Origin of the sequence: Streptomyces sp. G5(2025) (assembly GCF_049542075.1) — a bacterium.
Lineage (GTDB): Bacteria > Actinomycetota > Actinomycetes > Streptomycetales > Streptomycetaceae > Streptomyces.
The window spans coordinates 3,794,942-3,813,201 of record NZ_JBMUZT010000006.1 but is presented as its reverse complement, the minus strand read 5'-3'; the positions used below and the strand labels follow the sequence as shown (position 1 = coordinate 3,813,201).

The window sequence follows — 18,260 nt, the reverse complement described above, 5'->3', positions numbered from 1 at the left end:
CCGTGCACCTCGCCCCCACCGAACGCCAGCGAAAACTACGTGCCGAGTTGCGTGCCTACTTCCGGCGCGTGATCCCCGAGGGACCGCCCGGCGCCGCTGACGTGACGGGACAGCGCTCACTGCTGCGGCGCATGGGCGCGGACGGGATGCTGGGGCTCGGCTGGCCCGTTGAGTACGGCGGCCAGGGGCGCGGTGCCGACGAGCAGTTCGTCTTCTTCGACGAGGCGTATCGCGCGGGCGCGCCCGTTTCGATGGTGACCCTGAACACCGTGGGGCCGACCCTCATGAAGTTCGGCACCGAGGACCAGAAGGCCTCCTTCCTGCCGAGCATCCTCAGGGGCGAGTGCGTCTTCGCCATCGGTTACAGCGAGCCGTCGGCCGGCACGGACCTCGCCTCGCTGCGGACCAGGGCGGTGCGGGTGGGGCAGGGGGGCGGTGACGGGTCGGGGAGCGCAGGCAGGTCCAGAGGCGGCGGCTGGCTGATCGACGGGCAGAAGATCTTCACCTCGAACGCGCAGAACGCCGACTGGATCTGGCTCGCCTGCCGTACCGACCCCGAGGCGCCCAAGCACCAGGGCATCTCGATCATCCTCGTGCCGACCGATGCCCCCGGTTTCTCCTGGACGCCGATCGAGACCGTGGGCGGTCTGACGACGACGGCGACCTATTACGACGGGATCCGCGTCCCCGCCGCGAACCTCGTCGGCGAGGAGAACGGCGGCTGGGGCCTCATCACCAACCAGCTCAACCACGAACGGGTGGCGCTCGCCGCGATCGGCATGCAGGCCGAGGACTTCTACGCGGCGGCGCTGGACCTCGCGCGTACACCCGATCAGGTGACGGGTGAACGCCGGATTGACGCGCCGTGGGTCCGGGCGAGAGTGGCCGAGACGCATGCCCGGCTCGCGGCAACACGCCTGCTCAACTGGCGTTTGGTGGGCGACGTGGGGGCGGGTGGACCGGCGCCCGGCGACGCGAGCGGCGTGAAATTCATGGGAACCGAATCGGCCGTCGAGGTGTACCGAATGTGTCAGGAGATCGCGGGCGAGGCGGGCCTTGTGCGGGCCGGCTCGCCCGGCGGGATCGGGGACGGCGAGCTGGAGCGGATGAACAGGGCCGCGCAGATCAACACGTTCGGGGGCGGGGTGAGCGAGGTGCAGCGCGAGATCGTCGCGACGATGCGGCTCGGTATGCGGAGGGGGCGTCGGTGAACAGCGACAGCACGGTGCGGGAGGCGGCGGACGACATGGCGCGGGGCGCCGCGCCAGGCGAGGCTCGGCGTATCGCCCGAGGCGAGGCGCGGGGTATCGCGAACGACGAGACGGGGGGCATCGCGTACGACGACTTGAAGGCGTTCGAGGGCAGGGCCGCGGCGGAGGCAGGCACGGGCAAGGACCCGGTCAACGAACCCATGATCAGACACTGGTGCGAGGCGATGGGCGACACCCACCCCGCCTACGCGGGCGCGGACCCGATCGCGCCTCCCACGATGATGCAGGCCTGGACGATGGGCGGTCTCTCCGGGCACGAGGGGCGGTCCGCCGCGTACGACGAGCTGCTCACCCTGCTCGACGGGGCTGGGTATACCTCGGTGGTCGCCACCGACTGCGAGCAGGAGTACGTGCGGGCTCTGCGGCCCGGTGACGAGATCACCTTCGACGCGGTGATCGAGTCGGTGTCGGAGCGCAAGACGACCAAGCTCGGCACAGGCCACTTCGTCACCACACGGATGGACGTCAGGGCCGGCGGCGAGCTCGCCGGGAGGCACCGCTTCCGCATCCTCAAGTACGCACCGGCGCGACGAAAGCCGAAGGGCAAGCGCCCCCGCCCGGTGATCAACCGCGACAACGCGGGGTTCTGGGAGGGCGTCGCCGCACACCGCCTGCTGATCCAGCGCTGTGGTGGCTGCGGAGGCCTGCGCTTCCCCTGGCTGCCCGGCTGTAACGCCTGCGGATCGCCCGAGTGGGACACGGTCGAGGCGAGCGGAGAGGGCACGGTCTATTCGTACGTCGTGATGCACCACCCGCCTTTCCCGGCGTTCGATCCCCCCTACGCGGTGGGCCTTATCGAGCTGGCGGAAGGCGTGCGCGTCGTCAGCAACGTCATAGGGGTCCCGTCCGACAAGGTGCGGATCGGCATGCCGGTACGGCTGGAGTTCCAGCGGGTGGACGAGGAGTTGGAGCTGCCGTTGTTCAGGGCTCTGGACCACGTGGCCGGGGGCGAGGTCTGACATGGATTTCACGCCCACGGAGGAGCAGGCCGCCGCGCGGGACCTCGCCGGGGAGGTCTTCGGTGACCTGGCCACACCGGAGCGGCTCGCGGCGGCGGGGACCGGTTCGGACGCCGAGCTGTGGAAGGCGTTGTGCGCCGCGGGGCTGCCGGGAGCAGTGGAGGACGTAGGGCTGCTGGGCCTGGTCCTGCTGCTTGAGGAACAGGGCCGGGCGACGGCGCAGGTCCCCTTCGCGGCGAGCTGCGTCTACGGCCTCCTCGCGGTGGCCGCGCACGGCTCGGCGGAACAGCGGGGCCGACTGCTGCCCGCGCTGCGCAGAGGCACGGCAGTGGCCACGGGCGCCTTCCCGGCCCGGAGTGGAGTGGAGGCGGACCCGGACCCGGACGGGGAGCTGGGCGGGGTCCTGCGGGGCGTGGTGCCATGGGTGCCGTGGCTCAGGGATGCCACGCATGTCCTGGTGGCAGCGGCCGACCGCGGCTTGTGGATGGTGCCGGTGGCGGACGCGCGTGTGGAGCCCGTCGAGCTGACCGCGCCCTGGTCGGCGGGACGGCTGACTCTCGACGGCATATCCGGAGAGCGGATCGGCGGCCCGGCCGCGTACGAGGACGTGCGGGCGACGGCGCGGACGGCCTTCGCCGGGCTCCAGGCCGGCGTGTGCGCGGGGTCGCTGGCCCGCGCCGTGGCCCATACGAACGAACGGGAGCAGTTCGGCCGCCCGCTCGCCGCCAAACAGGGCGTCCAACTCCGCGCTGCCGACGCCCACATGGACACCGAGGCGATACGGGTCACGGCCTACGAGGCGGCCTGGCGCCGTGACACGGGCCTGCCGTACGGCACGCATGCGCTGACGGCGGCCTGGTGGGCGTCGGAGGCGGGCAAGCGCGTCGTGCACACCGGCCAGCACCTGCACGGCGGCATGGGCGCCGACCTCGGCCATCCCGTGCACCGGCACTTTCTGTGGGGGCGGCAGTTGGACGCGTACTTGGGGTGTGGGAGCGAAGTGCTGGCAGAACTGGGCGAGCTGATCGCCTCGGGGGCACGGGAGGCTGCTCAGGGGGTGATGGAGGGGTGACGGATACGGCGGATACAGCGGATACAGCGGATACAGGAGTGGTGCCGGTGCCGGTTGAGGAGACGGAGGCGCCGTCGGCCCGGGGTGGCGCGCCCGGCAAGGGAGGGCCTGGTGTCCCTCTGCGGGCGGGCGAGCAGTTGCCGACGCTGGACATCGCGATCACCCGCACCCTGATCGTCGCCGGGGCCATCGCGTCCCGCGACTACCAGGACGTGCACCACGACGCGGAGCTCGCGAAGGCCAAGGGCTCCCCCGACATCTTCATGAACATTCTGACGACCAACGGCCTGGTCGGCCGCTACATCACGGATCGGTTCGGCCCCACAGCCATCCTGCGCAAGGTGGCGATACGCCTCGGCGCGCCCAACTACCCCGGGGACACCATGGTGCTGAGCGGCACGGTCGCGACGGTCGACGCCGGCCCCGACGGCGAGACGGCCACCGTCAAGGTCGTCGGTGTCAACGGCATCGGTAAGCACGTCACCGGCACAGTGACCGTGACCCTTCCTCCAGGAGGTGCCGCATGAGCGTCCGTACGCGCGACGGCCTCGGGGGCAAGGCGGCGATCGTCGGCATCGGGGCGACGGAGTTCTCGAAGGAGTCCGGGCGCAGCGAGCTGAAACTGGCCGTGGAGGCGGTGCGGGCGGCACTCGACGACGCCGGGCTGTCCCCCGCCGATGTCGACGGCATGGTCACGTTCACCATGGACACCAACCCGGAGATCACCGTCGCCCAGGCGGCGGGGATCGGGGAGCTGTCCTTCTTCTCCCGCGTCCACTACGGCGGCGGTGCGGCCTGCGCCACCATCCAGCAGGCGGCGCTCGCGGTGGCGAGCGGCGTGGCCGAAGCAGTCGTCTGCTACCGCGCGTTCAACGAACGCTCGGGGCGGAGATTCGGCTCCGGGGTGCAGCGGCGGGAACCGTCCGCCGAGGGTGCGGCGCTCGGCTGGTCCCTGCCGTTCGGCCTGCTGACTCCCGCGTCCTGGGTGGCGATGGCGGCCCAGCGCTATCTCCACGCGTACGACCTGACCCCGGACGCCTTCGGCCACGTGGCCGTGACGGACCGGAAATACGCGGCGACGAACCCGGCCGCCTACTTCCACGGCAAGCCGATCACCCTCGCCGATCACGCCGCCTCACGCTGGATCGTCGAACCCCTGCGGCTCCTGGACTGCTGCCAGGAGACGGACGGCGGCCAGGCCATCGTCGTCACGAGCGTGGAGAGGGCGCGTGACCTCCCACATCCCCCTGCTGTGATCACGGCGGCGGCTCAGGGGGCGGGCCGGGCGCAGGAGCAGATGACCAGCTTCTACCGCGACGATCTGAGCGGGTTGCCCGAGATAAGCGTCGTGGCCCGACAGCTGTGGCGCACATCGGGGCTCGCCCCGTCCGATGTCGACGTCGGCATTCTCTATGACCACTTCACGCCGTTCGTGCTGATGCAACTGGAGGAGTTCGGGTTCTGTGCTCCGGGCGAGGCCGCGGGGTTCGTCGCCGAGGAGCGGCTGCCGCTCAACACCCACGGCGGGCAGCTCGGGGAGGCGTATCTGCACGGGATGAACGGCGTCGCGGAGGCGGTCCGCCAGATACGCGGCACATCCGTGAACCAGATACCCGGCGCCGCGCACGCTCTGGTCACCGCGGGCACCGGTGTCCCTACATCGGGGCTGATTCTGGGGGCGGACGGCTGAACGTGCCGCGTGTCCCGGCTTGAGTCGAGGTGCGCGGACCTTTCACTCACCGTATGCGTCACCAAAAGATGATCATCGGACTTGTCCTCGCGCTGGCGACCCTGACCGTCGACCTGACCGCCTCGCCACCGGGCGCAGCGGCTGCCCCGGGCCCCACCCGAGCAGCAGCCGATCCCGTACCCGCGGCGGATCCGCTCCCCGTATCGGTTCCCGTATCGGTTCCCGCTGCGGCTACCGGTGCCACCGGGTCCGCCACCCAGCCCGCCCGGCTGCGCGCGCGGTTGCCCGCCGGGGTGCCGAGCTTCCGTGGGCGGGCGTTCGACACCTGCATCGCCCCGTCCGTCGACACCATGCGGCGGTGGCGGAGTTCGCAGTACCGCGCCGTGGGCGTCTACTACGCGGGCCGCGGCCGGGCCTGCAAGAAGCAGCCGCATCTGAGCCGGAGCTGGGTGCGCTCGGTGCACCGGATGGGGTGGCGGGTGCTGCCGTTGTACGTGGGCTCGCAGTCGCCCTGTGTCTTCGCCAAGAACAAGAAGGGAGTGCGCATCGGACGGAGTCCCTGGAGCCAGGGGAAGCGGGAGGCACGTGACGCGGTCCGCGGGGCCAAGGCCGTCGGCTTCCGGACGCGCAGCCCGCTCTACCTGGACATGGAGGCGTACGCCTACCGGAAGAAGTCGTGCGCCCGCACCACGCTGGCCTTCGTACGGGCGTGGGACCGCGAGGTGCGCAGATTCGGCTACGTCCCCGGCTTCTACAGCAGCGCCGATTCCGGGGTGCGGCACATGGAGCTGTCGCGGCGGGCGGGCGTGCGGGACCTGCCCTCGGTGATGTGGTTCGCGCGCTGGCGCACCCGGCCGCATCTGTACCGCGAACCTTCGCTGAGCAGGTACGGCTGGTCCCCGGCGCGACGTATCCACCAGTACGCGGGGAACGTGAAGGAGCGGCACGGGGGGCGCACGCTGGTGATCGACCGCAACCTGATGCACGCCCCTGTGGCACGCGTCCGCTAGACGACCTCGCCGCCACGGCGCGCCGACTGGGGCCGTGCGCCGGGCCGGCTCTCAGGGGTGAACCCCCAGGGGTGTGCTCCACCTCCTCCACCTGTAGGAGGTGGAGCCGACACCCCTCGTACAACCTGAGGCGGACACCGCTTCGGGACTTGGGGCCGATCCGCAGTGGTAGGGGGCGCTTCTAGCGTGGAGCCATGACCGCATCCATGGTGTCCGTGTGCACCAGCGCATCGAAGGCCGCGACGCGGGGCACGGGGCCGACGCGGGCCACCGGGCCCTTCGCGTACCCGTCGTTCGCGTCCTATGTGCGGGCCCGCCAGCCCGTACTGCTGCGCACCGCCCGCTCGCTGACCGCGAATCCGAGCGATGCCGAGGACCTGTTGCAGACCGCGCTGACCAAGACCTATGTCGCGTGGGACCGGATCGAGGACCATCGCGCGCTCGACGGCTATGTGCGCCGGGCCCTGCTGAACACACGTACGTCGCAGTGGCGCAAGCGCAAGGTCGACGAGTTCGCGTGCGACGAGTTGCCCGAGCCCGACGTGATCCCGTCCGGGGACCCGGCCGAGCAGCAGGTGCTCCGGGACGCGATGTGGCGCGCGATCATGAAGCTGCCGGACCGGCAGCGGGCGATGGTCGTCCTCAGGTACTACGAGGACCTCAGCGAGGCTCAGACCGCCGAGGTGCTCGGTGTCTCGATCGGGACGGTGAAGAGCGCGGTGTCGCGCGCGCTCGGCAAGCTCCGCGAGGACCCGGAACTCACACCGGTCCGCTGAGAGCCCTTCATTGATCGATCATCCCCTGGAGTAGTGACATACCAAGCGGTATGCGCGCAGAATCAGCGCAACCCCTACCGCCGCGTAGGCGATGTCGCCCCAGGAGGACGCCGTGCTGAGCACGATGCAGGACGTACCGCTGACCGTCACCCGCATCCTCCGGCACGGCTCGACCGTGCACGGGACGTCGCAGGTCATCACCTGGACCGGGGAGGGCGCTCCGCAGCGCCGCAGCTACCGGGAGATCGGTGAGCGCGCGGCCCAACTCGCCCACGCCCTGCGCGAGGACCTCGGCGTCACGGACGACGAGCGGGTCGCCACCTTCATGTGGAACAACGCCGAACACGTCGAGGCCTATTACGCGGTGCCCTGCATGGGCGCCATCCTCCACACCCTCAATCTGCGGCTGCCCGCCGAGCAGCTGACATGGATCGTGAACCACGCCGCCGACCGCGTCATCATCGTCAACGGCTCCCTGCTCGGCCTGCTCGCACCCCTGCTTCCGCAGATGACGACGGTCGAGCACATCGTGGTCTCGGGACCCGGTGACCGCTCCCTCCTGGCGGATGCCCGGATGCGGGTGCATGAGTACGAGGAACTGCTCGCCGGTAAGCCCACCGTCTACGACTGGCCCGAGCTGGACGAGCGCGCCGCGGCCGCCATGTGTTACACCTCCGGCACCACCGGCGATCCCAAGGGCGTCGTCTACTCCCACCGCTCCATCTATCTGCACTCCATGCAGGTCAACATGACGCAGTCGATGGGGCTGACCGACGCCGACACCTCCCTTGTCGTAGTCCCGCAATTTCATGTGAATGCCTGGGGGCTGCCCCACGCCACCCTCATGACCGGCGTGAACATGCTGATGCCGGACCGCTTCCTCCAGCCCGCGCCGCTCGCCGAGATGATCGAGACGGAGCGGCCCACCCACGCGGCCGCCGTTCCCACCATCTGGCAGGGCCTGCTCGCCGAGCTGACCGCGAAGCCGCGGGACGTCAGCTCGCTCGGGCAGGTGACCATCGGCGGGTCAGCCTGCCCGCCCTCCCTGATGGAGGCGTTCGACCGCCTCGGCATGCGGGTCTGCCACGCCTGGGGCATGACCGAGACGTCCCCGCTGGGCACGGTCGCCCGCCCGCCTGCCCACGCGATCGGTACCGAGGAGGAGTTCGGCTACCGGCTCACGCAGGGCCGTTTCCCGGCGTCCGTCGAGGCGCGCCTGGTGGGCCCCGGAGGGGAGCATCTGCCCTGGGACGGCGAGTCGGCCGGTGAGCTGGAGGTGCGCGGCCCCTGGATCGCGGGCGCCTACTACGGCGGCGCGGGCGGCGAGTCCCTCAGGCCCGAGGACAAGTTCAGCGAGGACGGCTGGCTGAAGACCGGCGATGTCGGGGTGATCAGCCCCGACGGCTTCCTGACCCTCACCGACCGGGCGAAGGACGTCATCAAGTCGGGCGGCGAATGGATCTCGTCGGTCGAGTTGGAGAACGCCCTGATGTCCCACCCGGACGTCGCCGAGGCCGCGGTGGTGGCCGTGCCCGACGAGAAGTGGGGCGAACGCCCGCTCGCCACAGTCGTGTTGAGGGAGAACGCGACCGCCGACTACCAGGCTCTGCGCGCCTTCCTCGCCGACAGCGTCGCCAAGTGGCAGCTCCCCGAGCGCTGGGCGGTGATCCCCGCCGTCCCGAAGACTTCCGTCGGCAAGTTCGACAAGAAGGTCCTGCGCAGGCAGTACGCCGACGGGGAACTGGACGTCACGCGGCTCTGAAGCCGGGGGCCTTGCGGGCCGGTATCGCAGTCGTCGCCCAGCTGATCGCGAGCCAGAGGGCGGCGACTGCGCACACGCCCGTCCACCCCCAGTGGGTGAACGCAGTGCCCGCGATAGCGGAGGCCAGGGCGCCGCCCGTGAACCCGGCCACCACATAGGCGGTGTTGGCGACCGCCGGGGTGGAGGTGGTCGTCAGCGCCAGGGTCTGGTTGGCGACGTGGCTGGAGACCAGGGCCATGTGGATGGCGACGGCCGCCGCGCACAAGGCCCACAATTCCCCGCCGCCCAGCCAGAACAAGGGCACCGAGACTGCCGCGAGGGCGTAGCCGTACGCGACGACCTTCGCGGCGCCGAAGCGGTCCACGAGGCTGCCCGCGAGCGGCGCGACGATGCTGGCCGCGAGGCCGAAGAGCCCGAACAGGCCCGCCGTCGCGGTCGTCATCCCATAGCCGTCGCCGCCGTGCCCGGTGAGGAGCAGCGCCAGCGAGGTCCACAGCGCGCTCCACGCCCCGTACATCCCGCCCTGGCGTATGCAGGCGCGGCGCAGCTCGGCGGAGCCGCGCACCACGCCGGGGAGACGGGCGAGGCCCGCGAAGAGCGGCCCTGAACTGCGGCGGTTCTCGGTCGGCAGTACAGCGGCCGAGGCGAGGCCGAGCAAGGCCGTGAGCGCGGCGGCGCCCAGGAAGACGTAACGCCATCCGAACGCCTGGCCGACGAGGCCACCCAGCACACGGGCCGCGACGATGCCGGTGAAGAGCCCGGCTATGAGGGCCGCGACATGGCTGGCCCTGCGGTGCGCGGGTGCCCGCTCGGCGACCAGCGGCACCAGCAGCTGCGGTACGACCGTCGCGGCCGACGCCACCAGGACGGCGGCGGCGAGCATGGCCGCCTCCGTGGCCGCCGCGCCCAGGACGAGCGCCCCCGAGGTGACGAGGGAGAGCACCGCGACGAGCCTGCGGCGGTTCACGCTGTCCCCGAGCGGGGCGAAGAACAGCAGCCCGGCGGCGTATCCGAACTGGGCGACCGAGGCGATCCACGCGACGGCCGACGGCGTCGACCCGAAGTCACGGGCCATCAGCGGGAGCAGCGGGGCGGCGAGGTAGATGTTGGCGGCCGTCACGGCCGTGCACAGGGCGATGAGGACGAGGAAGAGGCCGGGCGGGACGGAGCGGCGCGGCCGCCGACCGGGCGCCCCCGGGGCGACGGTCGCATGCGCAGGACCCGCCGCTGGGGAGGGAGCCGATTTCAGGGACGTAGGGGTGTGGGGCATCAGGGTGTGGGCTCCTTCGGGTGCCTGCGACAGCGTGACGACTAACTGACGACTAACTGACAACTACTGACAGTCAAAAGACAACTACTGACAGCCAACCGGCAATCGACTCACAACTAACCAGTTGGTTGGAAATGAGTCTGCGTCCACCTGGGCGCCCGTGTCAAGCAACCAACCAGTTGGTTACCCGAACGAGTTCGCTTACCCTGGGTCCATGGCAGTGAGAGACCCCGAGGCCACCAAGGCGCGCATCTTCGACGCGGCCGTCGCCGAGTTCGCCCGGTACGGCATCGCGGGCGCCCGCATCGACCGCATCGCGAGTCAGGCGAAGGCCAACAAACAGCTCATCTACGCCTATTTCGGCAACAAGGCGGAGCTGTTCACCCAGGTCCTGGAGAAGCGGATGCTGGACATGGCCGTCGCCAACCCGGTCGACGCGGACGACATGGACGGCTGGATGGACCGGCTGATGGACTACCACGCCGCCCATCCCGAACTGCTGCGCCTGCTCTTCTGGGAGGGCATCGAGTACGGCACGGACGAGCTTCCCGACGAGCAGGAGCGGCGGGAGCATTACGACCGCAAGGTGTCCGTGCTCGCCGACGCCCAGGCCCGGGGCGTGATCAGCGACGAGATCCCCGCCGCCCATCTGCTCTTCATGGTGGTCGCGCTGGCCGGCTGGGCCACGGCGGTGCCGCAGATGCGGCGCGTCCTCGTAGGTGACGGGGACGGCGAGCGGGAACGGCTGCGTGCCTCCCTCAAGGCGGCGGTCCGCCGCATCACCGCGTGACGTGCCGCCGCGTCGTCACCGCATGGCTCGCCGCCGCGTCATCACTGCCTGACGTGCCGCCGCGTCGTCACAGCCCGATTTGCCGCCGCGTCACTGACTGACCCGTGAACCCCGTCCGGCGTCAGTTGGTGCCGATCTTCGCCAGCAGGTCCACGATGCGGCTCTGCACCTCGGTGCTCGTGGAGCGCTCCGCGAGGAACAGCACCGTCTCGCCTGCCGCCAGGCGCGGGAGTTCCGTCTCGTCGACGGCGGCGGTGTAGACGACCAGCGGGGTGCGGTTCAACTGCCCGTTCGCGCGCAGCCAGTCGATGATGCCGGCCCTGCGGCGCCGCACCTGGAACAGGTCCATCACCACGAGGTTCGGCCGCATCTGCGCGGCGAGCGTCACCGCGTCCGCGTCGCTCGCGGCCCGTGCGACCTGCATGCCCCGCCGCTCCAGAGTCGAGGTCAGCGCGAGCGCGATCTCCTCGTGCTCCTCGATGAGCAGGACGCGCGGTGGGTGCTGTTCGCTGTCACGCGGTGCGAGGGCTTTCAGGAGTACGGCGGGGTCGGCGCCGTACGCCGCCTCGCGTGTCGCCTGGCCGAGACCCGCCGTGACCAGCACGGGCACCTCGGCGGCCACCGCGGCCTGACGGAGCGACTGGAGCGCCGTGCGCGTGATCGGTCCGGTCAGCGGGTCCACGAACAGCGCCGCCGGGAACGCCGCGATCTGGGCGTCGACCTCTTCGCGCGAGTGCACGATCACGGGACGGTAGCCACGGTCGCTGAGCGCCTGCTGGGTGGTGACGTCCGGCGCGGGCCACACCAGGAGGCGGCGCGGATTGTCCAGCGGCTCGGGGGGCAGTTCGTCGTCCATCGGCTGGGGCTGGGGCCGGTTCGAGACCTCGACCGCGCCGCCGGGGCCGTCCAGCGGCTCCGGGCCCTCGTCCGCGTCCTCGTCCGGGGCGCCGATCGCGTACGAACGTCCTGCGCCCTCCGTGGCGGCCGCGATACGCGACTGGGGGTGCGCCGGGGGCGGGGTGTGCGGCTGGGGGTGCGGGCGCGCCGCGGTCTCGGGGCGCTCGGCACCCGCGGGCTCGGGAGGCGTGGCGAGGCGACGCCTGCGGCCGGAACCGCTGGGGGGCTGCGACTGCGGGGCGGCCGGGGCGGCAGCCTGGGCGGCCTGCTGCGGCGGCTCCGCGGCGCCTTCCTGCGCGGGCGATGCCGGGGCCTGCGGCATCGGGCCCGCCGCGGGCTGCGTGTGCTGCGTGGCCTGGGGCGGCGACGGAGGCTGCGATGCCTGCCGGCCCTGCTGCTCGGCGATCTGCTGGCCGAACGGTACGCCTTGGCCGAGCGTACGCACGCTGAAGGCGCGCCCTTGCGTGGAGTTGGGGTCGGCAGCGGCTCCGGTCCCGCCGGGTCCACCGGTCCCGCCGGCCCCGGCTTCGGCGGGGAGTGGCTGGGCGGCGCGTGCCTGGGGGCCGCGCTCGGGGGGAAGCGCCGTGCCCGAGGGCGAGGCAGAGGCCGGCGACGGAATGCCCTGCGCCGGGGTGCCCGCGGAGTGACGGTTGCCCTGGGTGGGCACGCCACCGGCGGGCGTGGTGCTGTCGGGCCACGGCTGCGGCGCGGGCAGCGGCCCGGCCTCGGCAGCCGGGCGGCTCTGCGGGGCGCCGGGTGCGGAGGGGGTTCCGTGGGCGGGAGTTCCCTGAGCGGGGGCTGCCGGGGCTGCCGGGGTCGCGGGAGCTGGCGGGGTGGCCGGGGCTGCGGGGGCAGGCGTGATCGGCGGCATGCCGGGGGCTGCTGGTGCCTCCAGGGCCTGGGAGGTCCGCGTGGCCTGCGGAATCTGCGGAGCCTGCGAGGCTGCCGGGCTTTCCGAAGTCGCCGGGTCCGTGGTGATCGGGCGGCGGGATCGGCGGTGGCCCGTCGGAGCCTGCGCGGGGTGCGGCTGCGGCGGGGTGTGGTCGTCGGCGGGGCCGTGCGGGGCCGTGGCGTGCTGCCCTGTGCCCTCCGGGGCGGCGACCTGGCTTACGGCGGCCTGGTTCACCACGGCGTGCCCGACACGGCCTTGGCCCGCGGCACCCTGAACCTGGGGTTGCCCCTGAGCCTGCCCCTGAGCCGTGCCACCGGGGGCCACGCCTGCTGGGGTAGCACCTGCCGGGTTCATGCCCGCTGGGTTCATGCCCGCCGGGTTCACGCTTGCCGGGTTCACGCCTGCCGGGGTCATGATGCCCTGGTCCACCACGCCCTGGCCCCCGACCACAGCGCCCTGGTTCAGCACGGCGTGGCCGAAGGCGCTCGCCGTCTCCTGGGCGACCGGCTCTTGGCCCGACGCGTCACGGTCGGCAGCGGCCGGGGGCAGTGCGAAGACGCGGCCGTTGTTGGCTTCCTCGGCGGCGGCCCGTTCCTTGGCCGCGGCCAGCGCGCGTCGCGCCCGCCGTCCCGAGGGGCGCGCGGCGTCGCCGGCCTCCACCGCGGCGAGTTCCGTGCCAGGGGTGGCGCCGGGGGCCTCGGACGGGCCCGAGGCCAGCGCGGGCAGCGCGTGCTGCTCACCGGCCCGCCGTGCGCGACGTCCGGTCCCGGCAGCGGGAACCGGCACGCCCTGTGGCGGCACCGTCTGACCCAACGCCGCGGACCCGGCCGCGTGTTCGGCCGCCGTCACCACCGAGCCGACGGAGCCGACAGAGCCCGCCGAACCCTCCTCGCCTTCGGCGGCACTCGGCCGCCCGCGCCGCCGTCCGGTACCGCCCGAAGCGCCACCGATCGTCTCCGGAGACTGCGCCTGCGCTCCAGAGCCGCTGGCGGAGCCACTCGCAGAGCCGGCCGCGGAGCCAGTCGACGGACCCACCCCCGGCTCGGCCCCCGGGGAGTCGCCCCCAAGGGTGTCCAGGCTCCCGGGGGCAGTACCGGCCGCCTCTGCCGCGCGCCGTCCCCTGCGCCGGCCCGTACCGGTCGGCGCGGCGGCCGCCGCGTCTTCCGTACCGCCGGAGAATCCCGTGGCACCCGTGACCCCCGTGACCCCCGTGGCACTGGGAACACCGCTCTCCAAGAAGGAGTCCGTAGAGGGACGCCGAGCACGCCGTCGCCCGCCACCCGCAGCACCGCCAGCACCGGCACGGGCACCGGCAACAGCGCCGGCACCGGAATCCACAGCACCCGACGCCTGCTCGGGCAACGTGACAGCGGCACCCGGCAGGGCGACAGCGCGCCCCGAAACGGCCCTCTCCGTAGAACTCACAGAACGCACAGAACCCGCAGAACCCGCAGAACCCGCAGGTCCTGCAGAACCCGCGGAGCCCGAAGCCTCCGCCGAGCCCGAGCCCGAGCCCGAGCCCGCCCCCATCGGAACCTCAAGAACGTACGCACTGCCGCTCATACCCGGCACCTCGTGCGTCTGGAGCACGCCTCCGTGGGCCCGCACGATGCCCCGCACGATCGGTTCGTGCACCGGGTCCCCGCCCGCGTAGGGGCCCCGCACCTCGATGCGGACGACCTCGCCGCGCTGGGCCGCGGCCACCACGATGGTCGAGTCGACGTAACCGCCCGCCGCGACGACACCGGCGTCCGCGCGCGTGTTGCCCGTCGCGTCGATCCCCGCCACGTCGGCGACGAGATGAGCCACCGCGGTGGCGAGCCGCCCCGCGTCGACCACGATCTCCATCGGCGGCGCGTGCACCGCGAACTGCGCCCGCCCGGGCCCGATCAGTTCGACCGCGCCCTCCACACCGGCGGCGACGACCGCGTCGAGCATGACCGGCGTACGGGAGAGCTGTTCGTCGCCCGCGTCGAGCCGCTGGAAGCCGAGGACGTTGTCGACGAGCGTGGTCATCCGCGCGTACCCGGCGGACAGGTGATGCAGGACCTGGTTGGCCTCGGGCCACAGCTGGCCCGCGTCGTCGGCGGCGAGCGCGGCCAGTTCGCGACGCAGCTCGTCGAGGGGCCCGCGCAGGGACGAGCCGAGGACGGCCAGCAGCTGCTCGTGCCGCGCGGCCAGGCTCTCGTACCGCGTCTTCTCACGCTCGGCCAGCTCTTCGAAGCGGTCCTTCTCGCGCTCGGCGAGCGCCGCGTACCGCTCCTGTTCGGCGGCGAGCGCCTCCGCGCGCTGCTCCTCGGCGGCCTTGATCTCCTCGGCGCGCCGCTCCTCCGCCGCCTTGATCTCCTCGGCGTGCCGCTCGGTGAGGGCACGCGTTTCCTCGGCGTGCCGCGTGAGAGCGGCCTGGTACTTCTCGGCCAGTTCGTCGTAGGGCCTGCGGTCGGTGAACGTCATCACCGCGCCGACCAGTTGGTCGCCGTCGCGCACCGGGGACGTCGTCAGGTCGACCGGCACCTTGGCGCCGCTCTTGGACCACAGGACCTGCCCGCGCACCCGGTGCTTGCGCCCGGAGCGGAGGGTGTCCGCGAGCGGGGACTCTTCGTAGGGGAAGGGTTCGCCGTCGGCGCGCGAGTGCAGGACCAGGGAGTGCAGTTCCTGTCCGCCGAGGTCGCTCGCCCGGAAGCCCAGTATCTGCGCGGCGGCCGGATTGACGAGGACGACCCGTCCGTCGGTGTCCGTGCCGACGACGCCCTCGGCCGCGGCCCGCAGGATCATCTCGGTCTGCCGCTGCGAACGCGCCAGCTCGGCCTCGGTGTCCACGGTGCCCGAGAGGTCGCGCACGACGAGCATCAGCAGCTCGTCGCCGGTGTATCCGTGGTTGTCGTACGCGTGCCGGCCGTCTTCCAGCGGGGAACTGGTGACCTCGACGGGGAACTCGGTGCCGTCCGTGCGCCGCGCCGTCATGCGCGTGGGCTTCGTCCGGCCGCGTTCGTCGATGGTGTCCGGACGCCGCATCGATCCGGGGATCAGCCGGGAGTCGAACTCCGGTAGCAGATCGAGCAGACCGCGCCCCACGAGCGCGGTGCCCGGCGTCTCGAACGCCTCCAGCGCGATCGCGTTGGCGTTCACGACGGTGCCGTTGGCGTTGACGAGCACCAGCGCGTCCGGAAGTGCGTCGAGTATGGCTGCGAGGCGAGCAGCGCCTCGGGATGGCCTGCTGCTCACGACGACGCTTCCTCCCTGGTTACCGCTGCTTGCCGACCCGCTCAGACCATCTTGCCCCTCGGCCCGTGGCGTGTCACGGGAGGGAGTCTACGGGGAGTGGTTGCCCGCGCGACGCCGGATGAGAGGGAGGTCGCACGCAGAAGATGTGAGTTTTCAGTACTGCCTGGTCACGGGAGGGTGGAGGACACCGCCCGCAGAACGGCGCCGTCGCGCCTCAGTAGAGGCGGCGTCACCGTCATCGAGAGGCGCGGGGCAGCACCGGTGCCATGTTGTCCCAGCGCGAGATCTCGCAGCCGTTGCCTCGGCTGTAGGTCGCGTCCACCGGGCGGCCCTGCCAGGTTCCCGTGATGCGCGCGGTGGCGGGGCCGCCGTACTGCATCGTGCACATCCTGTCGGCCGGCACGGGCGCGAACGGGTCGGTCCCATAGACCGTGACCTCGTCCAGCCGCGCGCATGCCTCCTTGGCGGCCGGGTGGGTGCCGCCGGTGGGGTGGCATGTCAGTTCGTACGTTCCCTCGCCGTCGCCTCCCGAGTCGGAGACGGCGATGGTGAGCCGGTCGGTCGGACCGGGGGCGGGCGTGGCGGCGTGTGCGGTGACAGAGAGGAGGGGCAGGGCGGAGAGCGCGGCGGCGGAGGCGGTGGCGGTGAGAACGAGGCGGCGCAGCATGAGGGCTCCACGGAGGTCGGAGTGGCGGCATGAACGTCTGGGCCGACGGACGGACCCACCGTCTTTAACGCCGTCCGCCACGTGACGTTGCGGGGGCCGGGCGCGCTTTGCTCTGCGGGCCGCGCGACTAGTACCGTGGAGGACGCGATTGGTGGCACCCCGCCTGGCTGTGTCATCATCTGCACGCACCCCCGCGCTCGCGCAGGTGTGCAAGCTGGAGGCGTCGCCTAGTCCGGTCTATGGCGCCGCACTGCTAATGCGGTTTGGGCCTTAAAGCCCATCGAGGGTTCAAATCCCTCCGCCTCCGCACGTTGAGCCCGAAGCCCCGGTCGTACGCGACCGGGGCTTCGGTCGTGTCCGGTCGCGTTCGGGGGCGGACGCCGACGGCGGCCCGCCGGGGCCGGCCCTGCGCCCCAGGGGGCGTTTGCCCAGCTCAGAGCGGGTGAGGGAAACGGATTTCGCCTCACGGCGCAGGTCATGTAATGTTGTTCTCGCAACGCCGACGGGGCAGAAAAAACCCCGGAAGCACAAGCACTCGTAGCTTAACGGATAGAGCATCTGACTACGGATCAGAAGGTTGCAGGTTCGAATCCTGCCGAGTGCACAGCAGACCAGAGGCCCTGTGGAGTGATCCACAGGGCCTCTGGCTTTTGCCTTGACGGCAGTGTTTGACGGCAACCGCCTTCGGGAGCCGATCAGACGGCTACGGGGACACCGGCCGCGCCGTCGTCATCGTCCGGCCCGTTGCCGTCACCCCTCAGCGCGTCCCCGACGCGGTCGAAGGCGGAGCGCTGGGAGTCCAGCCGCACGAAGGTGTAGATGTCCATGGTCACGTGGATCGAGCTGTGGCCCAGAACCTCCATGATCATGCGGGCGTCGGCGCCCTGTTCGTGGAGCAGGGACGCGCACGTGTGGCGCAGGTCGTGGAAGCGGACCTTGCGGACGCCGGCGCGGGCGGACAGGGCCTCGAAGGACCGGTTCAGGTTGCGCGGCTCGATGGGAGTCCCGTTCTTCGTCGTGAAGACGAGCCCCTTCCCCGTCCCCTTCCAGTTGTGGCCCGCGGCCTTCTGGTCGGCGATCTGCTGGACCCGCTGGGCACGGAGCGCGGTCACACACTCGGCCGGCAGTGCGACGCGCCGGGCCGAGCGCTGCGTCTTCGGCGCGACGATCAGCAGCTCGCCGCCCACACGCTGAAGAGCCTGCCGGACGGTCAGAACCCCGTCGAGAAGATCCACGTCCGACCAGCGCAGCCCCAGCAGCTCACCCCGCCGGAGCCCGATGCGGACCGCCAGCTCGTACGCGGCCCAGAGCCGGTTTTCCCGGGCCGCCGCCAGGAGCCGACGCCCTTCCGCAGCGGTGAGCGGTTCGATCTCGCGCTTGGTGCCCATGCTCAGCTCCACGTTCCGGGCCACGTTGCGGGGCAGCTCGTCCTCCCGTACGGCGTGCTGGAGAGCGGCACGCAGGATCACCAGCAGAAAGCGGACGGTCCGGTCCGAGGGGAGCTTCTTGCAGCACTTGCCGACGGCGCAGCAGCGCCGCTTGTGCTCCGGCCGCTTCTTGTCCTTCCCCTGCGCGCAGCACTGGCAGGTGGCCGCCGTTTTCATGAGGAAGGCGCGGATGTCGCGGGCGGTGAGCCGGACCAGCTTCTTCTTGCCGAACTCCAGGGTGACGTAGTTCCGGACGAGGGATTCGTACTTGACGTAGGTCGTCGGGCGGACCTTGGTCTTGGCGACACTCGCCAGCCAGTACGCCAGGTACTCGGCGATCGTCATCTTGCTGGTGGCCACCGGAAGGCCGCTGAGCGAGTCGGCCTTGAGCTTGGTCAGCTTCTCGTGAGCTTCGTCCCAGGTCTTGCCGTAGACGCTGCGCCGCTTGTACGTGCCATCCGTCGTCAGGACGTACGCGCTGCCCTCCCAACGGCCGTCCTTGCGGCGGGCAGATGGTGCCCTCGTTGTTGGCGCTCTTCTTCGGCTTGGCCA

The 18,260-nt window shown here is 71.6% G+C and carries 13 protein-coding genes and 2 tRNA genes; 11 read left to right on the top strand and 4 right to left on the bottom strand.

The window, feature by feature from the left end; all coding sequences use genetic code 11:
* The first annotated feature begins 2 nt into the window (after positions 1–2).
* From ACOBQB_RS28175 to ACOBQB_RS28140, 8 genes are all read left to right on the top strand, one after another.
* Positions 3–1,211 (top strand): acyl-CoA dehydrogenase family protein, encoded by a 1,209-nt coding sequence (locus tag ACOBQB_RS28175; protein ID WP_423598811.1) that lies wholly within the window; start codon positions 3–5, stop codon positions 1,209–1,211.
* On the top strand, positions 1,208–2,230 hold the full coding sequence (locus ACOBQB_RS28170; protein ID WP_423595441.1) for a bifunctional MaoC family dehydratase N-terminal/OB-fold nucleic acid binding domain-containing protein: 1,023 nt from the start codon (positions 1,208–1,210) through the stop codon (positions 2,228–2,230). The genes ACOBQB_RS28175 and ACOBQB_RS28170 overlap by 4 nt, the downstream gene beginning before the upstream one ends.
* A 1-nt stretch (position 2,231) precedes the next feature.
* The gene (locus ACOBQB_RS28165) at positions 2,232–3,302 is read left to right on the top strand and encodes an acyl-CoA dehydrogenase family protein (protein ID WP_423595439.1); all 1,071 of its coding nucleotides are present in this window, start codon (positions 2,232–2,234) and stop codon (positions 3,300–3,302) included.
* 119 nt (positions 3,303–3,421) lie between these two features.
* Complete coding sequence (locus ACOBQB_RS28160) at positions 3,422–3,829, top strand: MaoC/PaaZ C-terminal domain-containing protein (RefSeq protein WP_423598809.1); 408 nt, start codon at positions 3,422–3,424, stop codon at positions 3,827–3,829.
* Positions 3,826–4,992, top strand: coding sequence for a lipid-transfer protein (locus ACOBQB_RS28155; RefSeq protein ID WP_423595437.1), 1,167 nt, complete (start codon positions 3,826–3,828; stop codon positions 4,990–4,992). Before ACOBQB_RS28160 ends, ACOBQB_RS28155 begins: the two co-directional genes overlap by 4 nt.
* Before the next feature lie 53 nt (positions 4,993–5,045).
* Positions 5,046–6,002 carry a glycoside hydrolase domain-containing protein gene (locus ACOBQB_RS28150; protein ID WP_423595435.1) on the top strand — a complete coding sequence of 319 codons (957 nt, stop codon included), beginning with the start codon at positions 5,046–5,048 and terminating at the stop codon, positions 6,000–6,002.
* 194 nt (positions 6,003–6,196) lie between these two features.
* On the top strand, positions 6,197–6,778 hold the full coding sequence (locus tag ACOBQB_RS28145) for a SigE family RNA polymerase sigma factor (protein WP_423595433.1): 582 nt from the start codon (positions 6,197–6,199) through the stop codon (positions 6,776–6,778).
* 112 nt (positions 6,779–6,890) lie between these two features.
* A complete protein-coding gene (locus ACOBQB_RS28140; protein ID WP_423595431.1) occupies positions 6,891–8,540 on the top strand; it encodes a long-chain fatty acid--CoA ligase in 1,650 nt (549 codons plus the stop codon).
* Here ACOBQB_RS28140 and ACOBQB_RS28135 read toward each other — a convergent pair.
* Positions 8,527–9,810 carry an MFS transporter gene (locus tag ACOBQB_RS28135; RefSeq protein ID WP_423595429.1) on the bottom strand — a complete coding sequence of 428 codons (1,284 nt, stop codon included), beginning with the start codon at positions 9,808–9,810 and terminating at the stop codon, positions 8,527–8,529. The genes ACOBQB_RS28140 and ACOBQB_RS28135 overlap by 14 nt on opposite strands.
* 214 nt (positions 9,811–10,024) lie before the next feature.
* On the opposite strand from ACOBQB_RS28135, the gene ACOBQB_RS28130 reads away from it, so the two are divergent.
* On the top strand, positions 10,025–10,600 hold the full coding sequence (locus ACOBQB_RS28130; RefSeq protein WP_423595427.1) for a TetR family transcriptional regulator: 576 nt from the start codon (positions 10,025–10,027) through the stop codon (positions 10,598–10,600).
* Positions 10,601–10,721: 121 nt separating this feature from the next.
* Here the strand turns inward: ACOBQB_RS28130 and ACOBQB_RS28125 are convergent, their stop codons facing one another.
* Together ACOBQB_RS28125 and ACOBQB_RS28120 are read right to left on the bottom strand one after the other, a co-directional pair.
* The gene (locus ACOBQB_RS28125) at positions 10,722–15,614 is read right to left on the bottom strand and encodes a PAS domain-containing protein (protein ID WP_423595425.1); all 4,893 of its coding nucleotides are present in this window, start codon (positions 15,612–15,614) and stop codon (positions 10,722–10,724) included.
* A gap of 235 nt (positions 15,615–15,849) precedes the next feature.
* The gene (locus ACOBQB_RS28120) at positions 15,850–16,281 is read right to left on the bottom strand and encodes an SSI family serine proteinase inhibitor (RefSeq protein ID WP_423595423.1); all 432 of its coding nucleotides are present in this window, start codon (positions 16,279–16,281) and stop codon (positions 15,850–15,852) included.
* 216 nt (positions 16,282–16,497) lie between these two features.
* On the opposite strand from ACOBQB_RS28120, the gene ACOBQB_RS28115 reads away from it, so the two are divergent.
* Positions 16,498–16,588 (top strand) — tRNA-Ser (locus tag ACOBQB_RS28115).
* A 224-nt stretch (positions 16,589–16,812) separates the two neighbouring features.
* Positions 16,813–16,885, top strand: a tRNA-Arg gene (locus tag ACOBQB_RS28110).
* Between the two features lie 91 nt (positions 16,886–16,976).
* Here the strand turns inward: ACOBQB_RS28110 and ACOBQB_RS28105 are convergent.
* Entirely contained in the window at positions 16,977–18,068 is a 1,092-nt protein-coding gene (locus tag ACOBQB_RS28105) for a site-specific integrase (RefSeq protein ID WP_423595421.1), read from the bottom strand.
* Between the last annotated feature and the right edge of the window lie 192 nt (positions 18,069–18,260).